Raw genomic sequence first — 13,381 nt, 5'->3', positions numbered from 1 at the left:
GGCGGCTTTTTTAGTCTCAAAATAACAACAATATAAAGGTGTTCACGTGCAGAAGTACTTTATAGAAGCGCGTCAGTTATTAGCATTGGCTATCCCGGTCATTCTGGCGCAGGTCGCCCAGACGGCGATGGGTTTTGTCGATACGGTGATGGCCGGCGGCTATAGCGCAACCGATATGGCCGCCGTGGCTATCGGCACCTCGATCTGGCTACCTGCCATCCTGTTTGGCCACGGTCTGCTGCTGGCGTTAACGCCGGTTATCGCCCAACTTAATGGTTCCGGTCGCCGCGATCGCATCGCCCAGCAGGTACGCCAGGGTTTTTGGCTGGCGGGCTTTGTCTCCGTACTGGTAATGGTGGTGCTGTGGAACGCAGGCTATATCATCAGCTCGATGCACAACATCGACCCACAGCTTGCCGACAAAGCGGTGGGGTATCTGCGTGCTCTGCTATGGGGTGCGCCGGGCTATCTGTTCTTCCAGGTCGCGCGTAACCAGTGCGAAGGGCTGGCAAAAACCAAGCCCGGAATGGTGATGGGGTTTATCGGCCTGCTGGTCAACATTCCAGTGAACTACATTTTTATCTATGGTCATTTCGGTATGCCGGAACTTGGCGGCATCGGCTGCGGCGTCGCGACCGCCTCGGTCTACTGGGTCATGTTTGCCAGCATGCTGGCCTGGGTGCGCCGCGCGCGCTCAATGCGCGATATCCGCTGCGCTGAGCGTTTCAGTAAACCTGATTTTTCGGTATTAAAACGGCTGGTACAGTTAGGCCTGCCGATCGCGCTGGCGCTGTTTTTTGAAGTCACGCTGTTCGCGGTTGTGGCGCTGCTGGTTTCGCCATTGGGGATTATCGATGTCGCAGGGCATCAAATCGCCCTTAACTTCAGTTCGCTGATGTTCGTTCTGCCACTCTCACTGGCGGCGGCGGTGACCATCCGCGTTGGCTTTCGCCTCGGCCAGGGCTCGACGCTGGATGCCCAGACTTCAGCGCGTACCGGCGTCGGCGTGGGCGTCTGCATGGCGATGATCACCGCGATTTTCACGATCCTGATGCGTAAGCAGATTGCCCTGCTTTACAACGATAACCCGGAGGTCGTGTTACTGGCCTCACAGCTGATGCTGCTGGCGGCGATTTATCAGATTTCCGACTCCATCCAGGTGATCGGCAGCGGTATTCTGCGCGGTTATAAAGATACCCGGTCGATCTTCTTTATTACCTTTACCGCTTACTGGGTGCTAGGCCTGCCAAGCGGTTATCTGCTGGCGCTGACCGATATTGTGGTGCCGCGGATGGGGCCTGCGGGATTCTGGTGCGGATTTATCATCGGCCTGACCTCCGCTGCCATCATGATGATGCTGCGCATGCGCTTCCTGCAGCGTCAGCCGTCAAGCGTGATCCTGCAGCGCGCCGCGCGCTAACCAGAAACGCTAAAAAAAAGGGCAAGCCGATAAAACGGTTTGCCCTTTAATAGCGCTACTTCTCAAGCCATTTGCGCTGCGGCGGCGTATAGCGATGGAATGCGGTTAAAATCTCCTGTACATCATCGCTAAAAGTCAGCATCTCAGCATAGCGGCGGTGCATAAACCCTTCGGCGGCCATTTTTTCCGCCATTGCCTGCAGTGGATTGTAATAGCCGTTCACGTTCAGAAATGCGCAGGGTTTTTCATGAATACCAAGCTGCGCCCAGGTCCACTGTTCAAAAATCTCTTCCAACGTTCCGGCTCCGCCCGGCATGGCAATGAAGCCGTCCGCCAGCAGCGACATTTTGTTTTTGCGCTCATGCATATTCTCAACGACATGCAGCTCGCTTAATCCGCTATGCGCAATTTCACGCTCCACCAGCCCGCGCGGCATTACGCCAATGACCCGCCCGCCGTGTTCTAATGCGGCGTCTGCCACGGCGCCCATGAGTCCTACTTTACCGCCGCCATATACGAGCTCCACCCCGGCTTGCGCCAGCGCCTTGCCAACCTGTTGCGCGTAAACCTGATAAATCGGGTTTTCCCCGGTAGAAGAACCACAAAAAATGCCAATTGCTTTCATTACTGCGCTCCGTCGTTTATTTGCCGCACACTCTAGCATAAAGTCGGTGAGCGTCTCCCCTGCCAATCCGGGCAGAAAAACGCAACGGAGCAGGAGATTGTTGAAGAAATATCCTTTATCATCAGTAAAATATGGGCGACATGGATAAAAGTTCTGCAAACGCGTCTATTCTGCAAGAAAAGTGACGTTTGCCTCTTGCCACACGGCCTCCCTGCCGTTAATATGCGTCCCCGTTGTCACCACAACATTGCGTTCATAGCTCAGTTGGTTAGAGCACCACCTTGACATGGTGGGGGTCGTTGGTTCGAGTCCAATTGAACGCACCATTTGCGTTTATAGCTCAGTTGGTTAGAGCACCACCTTGACATGGTGGGGGTCGTTGGTTCGAGTCCAATTAAACGCACCATTTGCGTCCGTAGCTCAGTTGGTTAGAGCACCACCTTGACATGGTGGGGGTCGGTGGTTCGAGTCCACTCGGACGCACCATTTCAATCATTATTGATTTGGTGCGCACTTCTCCTATTTCCTCTTGCTTTTATCTATAACGCCATCAGTCGCTGTACCTGAATACTCTCCAGTTTCCCCTCCAGAATCGCCAGAAAATCGTCATGATAGGGCATCGCAACGTGCTGTTTCAGATCGTCTTCCGAACGCCAACGCTCAATAAACACAAATGAGATCTTTCCTTGCCGGGAAAGCTGTCTGACATCAAGGATCTCCCGGCTTTCGTGCAGGTCATATTGCAGGCACCCTGCTTCTCTGTGCGTCGGCGGCACCATGGCTAATGCCGCCTCTCTGATGGTATCGATATATTCAGGATGGGGAGTTAGCGTGGCAACAATTTTGACTTCACTCATAAGGTTTCCTCTGGCTCACCGTATTCCCCTGGAGGCTATATCTATCCAGGGCGTGAATTATTCAGCGTAGTGGTGAAGCCAGAATTACGCCAGAGTCCGCGTCAGCGCCCTTTCTCATACACCGTCATGGTAAAGACGACGGGCAACTGACTGAAATTACAATATTCATGTGGCACATCGGTACGTGCTACCGCAGAACACCCTTCAGCCACCTGATATGGGTCATTATTCACCGTCAAGGTGAGTTCTCCCTCGGTCACGTATAGCAGTTCGTAGGTGTCGGCCGGATGCCCCGGTGAACGGAACGATTCGCCAGGCAACATCCGCCACTGCCAGAGTTCAAGCATATCTGGTCCGCTGGTGCCGGCCAGCAGCCTGGCACTGCCGCCCTGCTCGCCGCGCCATAATACCGGAATCGCATCACGGTCGATAAGATGAACCATCGGCTCACTGGCAACGTTGACAAACTCCGCCACCGATACCCCCATCGCCGCAGCGATTTTGCACAACAGCGCGATACTGGGATTCGCCCTACACCCTTCGATATCCACCAGCATCCCTTTACTGACGCCGGCGCGACGGGAAAGCTCGTCGAGAGAGATCTTCTTTTCGCGTCGAAACTGCTTAATACGCCGCGATACTGCCTCATTAATGCGGCTTAGATCGTTGCTGTTATCGGTCGTTATATTGACTTTATCGTTCATCGGTCGATATTATGCTCTAAATCAGTCATTACAGGATTATGCAATGTCTCACCCATTACCGTCAATTAGCCCACAGTTAGCCGCGATCGCCCCAGGGTTTCGGGCGCTGAGTATTACCGTCAACGCTGCGCCGCTACGTGATGCTTCTATCGGTGAAGCCGCACTGGCGACAGCCTGTCAGGCGGTATTAGCCGGAGATCCCGCATGGGCGGAGGACCATCTCGCGGCATGGTCTACCGTATTCAAAGCGTTTGGCGCTAAACCGAAACGCACGCCCTGTTCCGCAGAGGCGTTGCGTAAACGCGTACTTCGCGATGGCGACATGCCGGCAATTGACCCGGTCGTTGACCTCTACAATGCCGTCAGCCTGCGGTATGCCGTTCCAGTCGGCGGCGAGAACATCGCCGCCTATTGCGGCGCGCCGCGTCTGGTCATCGCCGACGGCTCTGAGCCCTTTGATACGATGAAGGAAGGCTTAGCCGCCGTTGAATCACCGGAACCGGGAGAGGTCATTTGGCGTGACGATCGCGGCGTGACCTGCCGCCGCTGGAACTGGCGACAGGGAGTTCGTACCCGCCTGAGCGCTCGCGACCCGCAGATGTGGTTTATTCTGGAAAGCCTGCCAGAGATGCCGCTCGAAGCGCTGCATGAGGCCGGCCGCATGCTTACCGGGGGGCTGGAGCAGATGATGCCCGGTTTGAGCCACCAGTCCACGCTAATCAGCCTATAAAGTCAGACACAGGAGCAGGTAATGTCACTATTTTTAACCAGTTTTATCTTTGAGAAGAGAGAGTACGACGATGACTTTTATCAACTGGACGGCGAGATCGAGCGCTATACCCAGTCGCTGGAGGGATTTATCGGTATGGAGAGCTATCATGATGCTGCCAGCGGCCGAATCATCAACAACTACTACTGGCGCGACCGACAGTCTATGGAAATGATGATGAACCATCTGCAACACCAGCAGGCCAAAGCTCAGGGGCAACGCTGGATCGCCGGTTATCAAACCATCGTTGCCGAGATTGAGGGCAGCCACAATATGAACCTGCCCCATCCACTTGCGGAGTATCCACTACGCTATCAAGCACAACATCAGTGATTTTGAACAAGATAGGCAAATTGTTTCGATTTTAAACAATCATCATTGGTTCTATTCTTATCACATCGGAGCAACAGCGCTCCTCACCAAACAAAATCTTTAAGGAATATGACCATGAAATCCATCAAAACTTTTGCTGCAGTTACCGTGCTGTCCCTGATGTCATTCGGTGCTTTTGCCCAGAGCGTGACGGCAACCGCTTCAACCCTCGACCGTGCGGAAGCGAAAATTGCCGCCCAGGCTGCCGAGCAAGGCGCGTCTTATAAGATTACCAGCGCCCAGTTCAATAACCGCGTCTATATGACTGCGGAACTGAGCAAATAATAGTGCGAGTGCGAGTGTGACGCGCCAGACTTTATCTCTGGCGCGCCGCGCTGTTTTTCAGCTACGACAATGTCGTTGTCCTCTCCCCCGATGCTTCAACTACCTGCCACTTGCTCCAGTACCGCCGAGGCCTTTTCCGCTATTTCGGCGCTGACTTTTGTCTCCAGCACGTCAATAAATCCACGCAGCTGCTGCGCCGTCAGCCCGTTGTGCAGGCTAATCGCGTAATGGCTCTTCAGCTGGCTTTCCACGCCTGTTAGTGCGGCCAGCATTGAGATCGTCGCCAGCTCGCGCGTAGGCCAATCCAGGACGTCACGCTGGAAGATATCGCCAAACAGATGCGCCTTCAGATAGCAGTCGATGGCTGGCGCAAAATCAAATAGCGGCCCGCTGACCGTCTGCCCTACCAGTTGTGTCTGATTACGGCTACCGGCCTGCAGGCTATCCCAGTTCTCCGGTAACGGGGCCGCTGTCGCACCCTCGTTATCAATAACGCCTCGCGCCTGGCGCTCGGTTATCACCCTCATCAGGCAGGAGAGCGCATTCAGGCTACGCGGAAAGCCGCAGTAGGCGTACAGCTGCACCAGCGTCTCTTTTAATTCATTTATCGTCAGGCCGGTATCCAGCGCGGTCTCCAGCGCCGGGCCCAGCGACTCGATATTGCCTTCAGCGGCCAGGGCGGCAACCGGGATCAGCGCCTGTTGGCGCGAGTTCAATGGGTTTTGCATCGTTTGTTCTCCAAACGGAAAGTATCGACAGGAGAAAAAGATTATAGAAAGTTGGCAGGGGATTGATTAGCCAGGCAAAAACGAACAGACCTATGAGATGGGTTCATGAATTATTTATAACGATGCACAGGGCTTCCTTGCCCTGGGGGATATTATTCGAAGTAGACTTCCGGGTTTTCCGACAGTGAGACGAAGGTTTTGGTGTCTTTATCCAGCGCGCGAATATCGCCGCTTTCAATATCATAGAACCAGCCGTGCAGACGCAGGGTTTTGTCGCGCAGGCCAACCGCAACCGACGGATGCGTTTTAATGTTGTTCAACTGGGCAATAACGTTTTCCTGCACCATACCGTTCACTTTATCGGTTTCGCTGGCCCAGGTTTTCTTCTCTACCACCGCTTTCGCCGCGTCGGAGTAGCGTAACCAGTGGGAAACGGCAGGCATTGGTTCCAGACACTGGCAGGTGGCGATGGCTTTCATCGCGCCGCAGTTAGAGTGACCGCAAATAACGATATCCGTCACACCGAGGGCGACAACGGCATATTCAATAGTTGCAGACACGCCGCCCGGCTCCGGCCCGAAAGAGGGAACAATATTACCGGCATTACGAATAACGAACAGCTGCCCTGGCTCCTGCTGGGTAACCAGCTCCGGGACCAGGCGGCTATCAGAACAAGAGATGAACAACGCTTTTGGGTTTTGGCTCGACGCCAGGCTGCGGAAGAGCTCTTTGCGTTGCGGGAAAATCTCTTTCTGGAAGTTGAGGAAGCCCTCAATGATATGTTGCATAGCAGTGTCTCTTTTCTCTGTAGTAATTACGATATGACAAAGATCACATTTAGCTAGTGTATCACCGAAGCGCAGAATGGGAATCGTAATTGATAATAGCTGTGCAATAAGCACCCAACCTGCCCGTTGGGTGCTTGCCTCTGATGGTCTACATAAAGAACTTAACCGCTTGTTGCAAGGTGGTGCCCATTCCCCACAGCAAAGGTATACCGACGGCCAGCCAGCTTAGCGTCAGCAGCAGCGGCGCGGGCGTCGGTTCCCAGCTCAGCTGCGCGTCTTTATTGATAGTATACAGCCCCCTCGCCTGCTGCTGTTGCTCCGCGGTCATGGCATATTTCTGCGGAATCGGCCGAACCAGCTGATTACAAATAAAGCCGATGATAAGCAACCCGGTCAACGCCAGCAGCGTGATGTCATAAATTCTCGCGGGTTCCACGCCTTGCGCCAGCTGGTACTCGCGCAAATAGTTGACCAGCACCGGGCCGCTGATCCCGGCCGCCGACCAGGCAGTCAGCAGACGACCATGGATCGCGCCAACCATTTGTGAGCCAAATACATCGGCAAGATATGCCGGGATGGTCGCGAAACCGCCACCGTACATAGAGATAATCACGCAGAGCGCACAGACAAAAAACGCCACGTAGCCGCCGTGGTTAATCAACGGCAGTGTGCCGTAAAGGAGGGTTCCCAGAAAGAAGATCAGCGCGAAGGTGGCTTTCCTGCCGCACATATCGGAAACAGAAGCCCAGAAAAAGCGCCCCAGAATATTAAACAGGCTGAGCAGGCCGGTAAATCCCGCCGCCATTGTCGCGATGCGCTTCAGTTGTTCTGCATTGAGTTCCTGCCAGCCCAGATCCAGGGATAGTAGCTTTCCGGCAAAAATCTCCTGCAGCATCGGCGAGGCCATGCCGAGAATGCCAATCCCGGCGGTAACGTTGAGCCACAGCACAAGCCACAGCAGCCAGAATTGCGGGGTACGCCACGCGACGCTGACGTGAACCTGAATAGTTGGCTGTTTGCTGATGGCTTGCTGCGCCTTCGCGCCGCGCGGATGCCAGCCCATTGGCGGCAGACGGTAACCAAAAGTGCCGCAGAGCATGAACAGCGCATAAATCACCGCCAGCGCCAGGATGCTTTGCCATACCCCACTTTCCTGACCATCGGCGAAAAAATTGATTAGCCAATTCGCCAGCGGCGCTCCCACCAGCGCCCCGCCGCCGAAGCCCATGATCGCCATTCCCGCGGCCATCCCTCGCTTATCAGGGAACCAGCGCAACAGCGTTGAGACCGGCGAGATATAGCCAAGCCCCAGGCCAATGCCGCCAATCACGCCGGCGCCCAACCACAGTAGCCACAGCTGATGAAAATAGATTGCCGCGGTCGCCAGCAGCAGGCCGCCGCACCAGCAGAGGGTGGCGTCAAAACTCACCAGACGCGGGCCAACCTTCTCCAGCCAGCTTCCCCAGAGCGCCGCGGAGCAGCCGAGAAAAACGAAGAATAGCGTATAGGTCCAGCCGAGCAGGGAAATTTTCCAGTCGCACTGGCGGGTAACCAGTTGCTGCCAGAACGACATATCGACCGGACACTGCAGCGGCGCGCTGCCGCCGATCAGCTGCGACATTGGCAGCCAATAGACGGAAAAGCCGTAGGCCATACCAATGCACAAATGCACCGCCAGCGCCGCGGGTGGGACCAGCCAGCGGTTAAATCCAGGTTTAGCAATAATGCGGGGCTTAGCAAAAAAACGACTCAACGATGAAACGGGCGGAGTCGCGAGATTCTCATTTATCTGCACCATGTTCCTGTCCTTATCATGTTTGTTTGCCGGCTATCGCAGCAGCCGATGGCAAACGGTAAAGGCAAGAACAATGCCAGCCGCTGAAAAAACGAACAGAAAATGGTGACTGAAGCGAGCAAGCAGAGCGGATAAGGACTAATGAGATGAAGTTCAAAGGCGTAAAAAAAGAGAAAATCAGCGGTAGTGATTTTCTCTTTTCCGCGTATAAGGGCATTTTCGTTGCCAGATCAATAACGATCGGCGATTTTGATAAACGTTGCTCTCAGAGTGATACGGCTTATCAAACCCCGACCAGCTCATACTTTTTGATTTTGCGATACAGCGTCGCAATGCCGATCCCGAGCTCATCGGCGGCCTGCTTTTTATTGCTATAGCGCGTCAGGGCGTCGCGGATCATCTGTTTTTCCATCTCCTCCAGCGCCGTTCCCCCCTCTTCTTCTTTCGCAACGCTGGCTGGCGCTGCCCGGGTGCTTTCCCGCTCGGTGACTTTGCCGCTGCTGATAAGATTTGGCGGCAGCAGAGAAAGATCAATCACCTCGCCGGAGGGAACCACGTTAACCAGATACTCCATCAGGTTACTCAGCTCGCGAATATTGCCCGGCCAGCGGTAGTTCTTCAGTAAGGCGATGACTTCCGGGGACACGCCGGGATAGACCAGCTCCAGCCGACGGGTGTGCAGATGCAGGAAATAGTGAATCAGCAATTCGATATCATCCTGACGCTCGCGCAGCGGCGGCAGGCGCAGTGGGATGACATTAAGCCGATAGAACAGATCCTCGCGGAATTTCCCTTCGGCAATGAACTGCTCAAGGTTCTGGTTGGTGGCCGAAATAATGCGGATATCGACCGGTACAGGGTGGCTGGCGCCCACCGGCTGAATTTCGCGCGATTCAATCGCCCGCAGCAGCTTGGCCTGCAGGGTTAATGGCATATCGCCGATTTCATCAAGAAACAGCGTGCCGTGATTAGCCGCCTGAATCAGACCGGTCTTACCGTTGGCCGAGGCCCCGGTAAATGCGCCTTTGACATAGCCAAAGAGCTCGCTCTCCAGTAGCTGCTCGGGGATGGCCGCGCAGTTGATCGCGATGAAAGGCTTCGCCTGTCTGTCGCTCAGCTTATGCACCGCACGAGCGACCACCTCTTTGCCGGTCCCACTTTCACCGACGATCATCACGCTCGACGGGCTTGGCGCCACGCGGGTAATCAGTTTTTTCAGCTGACGCATTGGCCGACATTCGCCAACCATCTGTTCAATCTGCGGGCCATCCTGCGACGGCGCCAGATCGGCTGACGAATGCGACTGGTGGAAGGCCATTAAGAACAGCCATTGATCCTGAATAGCGTGCAGCTGACCGATAATCAGTTCTTTCTTATCATCAAATGAAATCACGTGCTGAACATGGCCGCGAATAAAATTTTGCGCAAAAGTCAGCGGGCGAAAATGAATAGTTTTGCCAATCATACTGCCGTGATTCGCACCAAGGATTTTCATCGCCGCCTGATTGGCAAATTTAACTTTTTGATCCTGGCTAACCACCAGCACGCCTTGATCCATGTTTTCAATCATGGTGGAAAACATTTTAAGCATATTGTCTCCCCCACCCTGGTCTTCTAACAGGCGGGAGACAAATATTGAAGAAACGTGGCGTACATAATCTGAGAACTCGTGGAGGTTGTCATTAATGCGCTCCTGCTGTTCGCGAGTTAAGGCGACCAGACTAATAACCCCGACACACTGTTCCTGATAAATCACCGGGGTACCCAGAAATGCCTTCTCTTTACAGTTCTCTTTATTGGTACAACCTTTACACAAGGGATCAAAACGCGAATGAGTCACGACCTTTTCTTTTTTTGTTTCTATTATGTAACGTAAAAGTCGCGAATCTGTATTTAATTTTCGCCCCAGGAATTTACCGTAGGCGCCGGTACCGGCGACCCGGCACAGCGTATTGTCGACAATCTCGACTTCGAGTTGTAACACGCTGGAGAGCATGCGGGCAAAACGTTGAATCGTTGGCTGAATCTGCATTAAAACGGATAGCGAATTGGAGGGAATCATAATTGACCTTTTAATATCAGTAGCCGAAAGAAAATGCTGAAGATCGACTCTTTTTATTCTGCGTTTATCATACTACCGCCGGCCGACCTGAAAAAAGGTGCCAACCCTGCGCTTTTTTACAGCTTAAAGAAAATATGGAAGAGGTATCACATTTTCCTCTCAATATGATAATCCGCAGGTCAAAATTATCATTTTGGTGACAAACTCATCGTCGCAGATCGATATCTACGCTTGTCTGATGGTTCAAATTTAATTTGCCGTAACAACTGGCAAATGAATTTCATTTCCATCAAGTGAGCGTTACAAGCCATTTTTCGTGACCCGCCTCGCATAATTTCCGGCTTTTCTGCTCAGCCACCGCGACTCAATTATAACTGGCACGCTTATTGTTAGTGGTAATACAGCGCTGGCCGTCGCCACTTACATCAATGTCATTTCGACTGCACAGCAATCAATAAGCCGTCATTCACTACCAGGATCGAAATATGAAAACTGTTAACGAACTGATCAAGGATATCAATAAGCTCAACTCTAACCTGCATGAAAAAGATTTCCTGCTGACGTGGGAGCAATCGCCGGACGAGCTGAAGCAGGTGCTGGATGTCGCCGCGGCGTTGAAAACGTTGCGGGCGGAAAACATCGCGACCAAAGTTTTTAACAGCGGACTGGGTATTTCGGTCTTTCGCGATAACTCGACCCGCACCCGCTTCTCTTATGCCTCGGCGTTAAACCTGCTCGGCCTGGCGCAGCAGGACCTCGACGAAGGCAAGTCGCAGATCGCCCACGGTGAAACGGTACGTGAAACCGCCAATATGATCTCCTTCTGCGCTGACGCTATCGGTATCCGCGACGATATGTACCTCGGCGCCGGCAACGCCTATATGCGTGAAGTCGGCGAAGCGCTGGATGACGGTCACAAACAGGGCGTACTGCCGCAGCGCCCGGCATTAATTAACCTGCAGTGCGACATTGACCATCCGACGCAGGCGATGGCCGACCTGGCCTGGCTGCGTGAGCACTTCGGCTCGCTGGAAAATCTGAAAGGTAAAAAAATTGCCATGACCTGGGCCTACTCACCAAGCTACGGCAAACCGCTTTCCGTTCCGCAGGGGATCATCGGTCTGATGACCCGCTTCGGTATGGACGTCACCCTCGCCCATCCGGAAGGCTACGATCTGATCCCGGATGTTATCGAAGTGGCGAAGAAAAACGCCGCGGCATCCGGCGGCAGCTTCCGTCAGGTCACCGATATGGCGGAAGCCTTTAAAGACGCCGATATCGTTTACCCGAAATCCTGGGCACCATACAAAGTGATGGAACAGCGCACCGAGCTACTGCGCGCCAACGACCATGACGGGCTGAAAGCGCTGGAAAAAGCCTGTCTCGCCCAGAACGCCAATCACAAAGACTGGCACTGTACAGAAGAGATGATGAAGCACACCAAAGACGGTGACGCGCTGTATATGCATTGCCTGCCGGCGGATATTACCGGCGTCTCCTGCGAGGAGGGCGAAGTCACCGAAGCGGTGTTCGAGAAATACCGTATCGCCACCTATAAAGAGGCTAGCTGGAAGCCATACATCATCGCCGCCATGATCCTCTGTCGCAAATATGCCAAACCCGGTCAGTTGCTGGAGCAACTGCTGCAGGACGCGCAAAAACGCATCAAATAACTTCGCGAGCCGGTCTGCGGGCCGGCTTCCCCGACTCCAAAGAAGGATAAGGACAGAATATGTCTGCTTTTTCGCTGAAAATGGATATTGCCGACAACCGTTTCTTTACCGGTGAAACTTCGCCGCTGTTCTCTCGTCAGCAGGCGCAACAGGCGCGCCATTTTCATCAAAAAATCGCCGGTTACCAACCGACGCCGCTGTATGCCCTGAAGGAACTGGCGACGCTGTTCGGCGTAAAGAACATCCTGGTAAAAGATGAATCCCAGCGCTTTGGCCTCAACGCCTTCAAAATGCTCGGCGGCGCCTACGCCATCGCTCAACTGTTGTGCGAAAAATACCATCTCGATATTAACGCTTTCTCGTTTGATACCCTCAAATCCACCATCAAAGAGAAGATGACTTTCGCCACGACCACCGATGGCAACCACGGGCGCGGCGTCGCCTGGGCCGCCCAGCAGCTAGGGCAAAACGCGGTGGTGTACATGCCGAAAGGGTCAGCGCAGGAACGCGTGGATGCCATTTTGCGCCTCGGCGCGGAATGTATCGTTACTGATATGAACTACGACGATACCGTGCGTTTTACCATGCAAACCGCACAGAAAAACGGCTGGGAAGTGGTACAGGACACCGCATGGGAAGGCTACACCAAAATCCCGACCTGGATTATGCAAGGTTACGCCACCCTCGCCGATGAAGCGGTAGAACAGATGGCGGCGATGGGCATTGCTCGCCCTACCCACGTCTTCCTGCAGGCGGGTGTCGGCGCGATGGCAGGCGGCGTGCTCGGCTATCTGGTCGACGTCTTCGGCGCCCGCGATTTGCACTCGGTGATTGTGGAACCTGAACTGGCGGACTGCATCTATCGCTCCGGGGTAAAAGGCGACATCGTCAACGTCGGCGGCGACATGGCCACCATCATGGCAGGACTAGCCTGCGGCGAACCTAACCCGCTGGGCTGGGAAATTCTGCGCAACTGCGCCACCCAATTTATCTCCTGCCAGGATGCCGTTGCCGCCCTCGGTATGCGCGTACTCGGTAATCCTGTCGGCAATGACCACCGGGTTATCTCCGGAGAATCCGGCGCCGTCGGGCTCGGGACGCTGGCCGCCGTCCACTTCCATCCCGAGCGCCAGGCGCTAATGAACAAGCTGGGGCTTGATACTCACTCCGTGGTGCTGGTCATCAGCACTGAAGGCGACACCGACGTGCAGCATTACCGCGAGGTCGTCTGGGAAGGCAAACTGCCGGCAGCACAATAAACGTTCAACTTATTCAACATATTCATCCCGCGAAGCGGGAAACC

General features: G+C 54.2%; 13 protein-coding genes and 3 tRNA genes. 9 read left to right on the top strand and 7 right to left on the bottom strand.

Going from position 1 to position 13,381, the window contains the following annotated elements; all coding sequences use genetic code 11:
• Positions 1–46 precede the first annotated feature (46 nt).
• Entirely contained in the window at positions 47–1,420 is a 1,374-nt protein-coding gene (mdtK, locus tag PGR79_RS21460; RefSeq protein ID WP_087858465.1) for an MdtK family multidrug efflux MATE transporter, read from the top strand.
• Between the two features lie 55 nt (positions 1,421–1,475).
• On the opposite strand, the gene PGR79_RS21455 is transcribed toward mdtK, so the two are convergent.
• Positions 1,476–2,045: a TIGR00730 family Rossman fold protein gene (locus PGR79_RS21455; RefSeq protein WP_047058352.1), complete on the bottom strand. Its 570-nt coding sequence runs from the start codon at positions 2,043–2,045 to the stop codon at positions 1,476–1,478.
• A 249-nt stretch (positions 2,046–2,294) separates the two neighbouring features.
• On the opposite strand from PGR79_RS21455, the gene PGR79_RS21450 reads away from it, so the two are divergent.
• From PGR79_RS21450 to PGR79_RS21440, 3 genes are all read left to right on the top strand, one after another.
• Positions 2,295–2,371, top strand: a tRNA-Val gene (locus PGR79_RS21450).
• Between the two features lie 3 nt (positions 2,372–2,374).
• Positions 2,375–2,451 (top strand) — tRNA-Val (locus PGR79_RS21445).
• A gap of 3 nt (positions 2,452–2,454) precedes the next feature.
• A tRNA-Val gene (locus PGR79_RS21440) sits at positions 2,455–2,531 on the top strand.
• 53 nt (positions 2,532–2,584) lie between these two features.
• On the opposite strand, the gene PGR79_RS21435 is transcribed toward PGR79_RS21440, so the two are convergent.
• Both PGR79_RS21435 and PGR79_RS21430 read right to left on the bottom strand, forming a co-directional pair.
• A complete protein-coding gene (locus PGR79_RS21435) occupies positions 2,585–2,902 on the bottom strand; it encodes a putative quinol monooxygenase (protein WP_113374665.1) in 318 nt (105 codons plus the stop codon).
• Between the two features lie 101 nt (positions 2,903–3,003).
• Complete coding sequence (locus PGR79_RS21430) at positions 3,004–3,606, bottom strand: cupin domain-containing protein (RefSeq protein ID WP_087858464.1); 603 nt, start codon at positions 3,604–3,606, stop codon at positions 3,004–3,006.
• Positions 3,607–3,649: 43 nt separating this feature from the next.
• Between PGR79_RS21430 and PGR79_RS21425 the strand changes: the two genes are divergently transcribed.
• From PGR79_RS21425 to PGR79_RS21415, 3 genes are all read left to right on the top strand, one after another.
• Complete coding sequence (locus tag PGR79_RS21425) at positions 3,650–4,336, top strand: B3/B4 domain-containing protein (protein WP_113374664.1); 687 nt, start codon at positions 3,650–3,652, stop codon at positions 4,334–4,336.
• Between the two features lie 21 nt (positions 4,337–4,357).
• Positions 4,358–4,708 (top strand): antibiotic biosynthesis monooxygenase family protein, encoded by a 351-nt coding sequence (locus PGR79_RS21420; RefSeq protein ID WP_430922482.1) that lies wholly within the window; start codon positions 4,358–4,360, stop codon positions 4,706–4,708.
• 114 nt (positions 4,709–4,822) lie between these two features.
• Entirely contained in the window at positions 4,823–5,032 is a 210-nt protein-coding gene (locus PGR79_RS21415; protein ID WP_015366896.1) for a YdgH/BhsA/McbA-like domain containing protein, read from the top strand.
• Between the two features lie 95 nt (positions 5,033–5,127).
• Here the strand turns inward: PGR79_RS21415 and PGR79_RS21410 are convergent, their stop codons facing one another.
• From PGR79_RS21410 to PGR79_RS21395, 4 genes are all read right to left on the bottom strand, one after another.
• A complete protein-coding gene (locus tag PGR79_RS21410) occupies positions 5,128–5,802 on the bottom strand; it encodes a carboxymuconolactone decarboxylase family protein (RefSeq protein ID WP_430922511.1) in 675 nt (224 codons plus the stop codon).
• A gap of 110 nt (positions 5,803–5,912) precedes the next feature.
• Positions 5,913–6,548, bottom strand: a complete 636-nt coding sequence (locus tag PGR79_RS21405; protein WP_015366898.1) for a carbonic anhydrase — start codon at positions 6,546–6,548, stop codon at positions 5,913–5,915.
• Positions 6,549–6,696: 148 nt separating this feature from the next.
• Positions 6,697–8,346 (bottom strand): OFA family MFS transporter, encoded by a 1,650-nt coding sequence (locus tag PGR79_RS21400; RefSeq protein WP_430922480.1) that lies wholly within the window; start codon positions 8,344–8,346, stop codon positions 6,697–6,699.
• Between the two features lie 280 nt (positions 8,347–8,626).
• Positions 8,627–10,405, bottom strand: coding sequence for a sigma-54 interaction domain-containing protein (locus PGR79_RS21395; protein WP_113374661.1), 1,779 nt, complete (start codon positions 10,403–10,405; stop codon positions 8,627–8,629).
• Positions 10,406–10,890: 485 nt separating this feature from the next.
• On the opposite strand from PGR79_RS21395, the gene ygeW reads away from it, so the two are divergent.
• Both ygeW and dpaL read left to right on the top strand, forming a co-directional pair.
• A complete protein-coding gene (gene ygeW, locus PGR79_RS21390; RefSeq protein WP_015366901.1) occupies positions 10,891–12,078 on the top strand; it encodes a knotted carbamoyltransferase YgeW in 1,188 nt (395 codons plus the stop codon).
• Positions 12,079–12,137: 59 nt separating this feature from the next.
• A complete protein-coding gene (gene dpaL / locus PGR79_RS21385; protein WP_087858457.1) occupies positions 12,138–13,337 on the top strand; it encodes a diaminopropionate ammonia-lyase in 1,200 nt (399 codons plus the stop codon).
• The last annotated feature ends 44 nt before the right edge of the window (positions 13,338–13,381 follow it).

It is taken from the genome of Klebsiella sp. 141161 (assembly GCF_050600815.1).
In the GTDB taxonomy this organism is placed as follows: domain Bacteria; phylum Pseudomonadota; class Gammaproteobacteria; order Enterobacterales; family Enterobacteriaceae; genus Klebsiella; species Klebsiella aerogenes.
The sequence above is the reverse complement of the archived record's forward strand: the minus strand, read 5'-3'. Positions and strand labels throughout refer to the sequence as shown.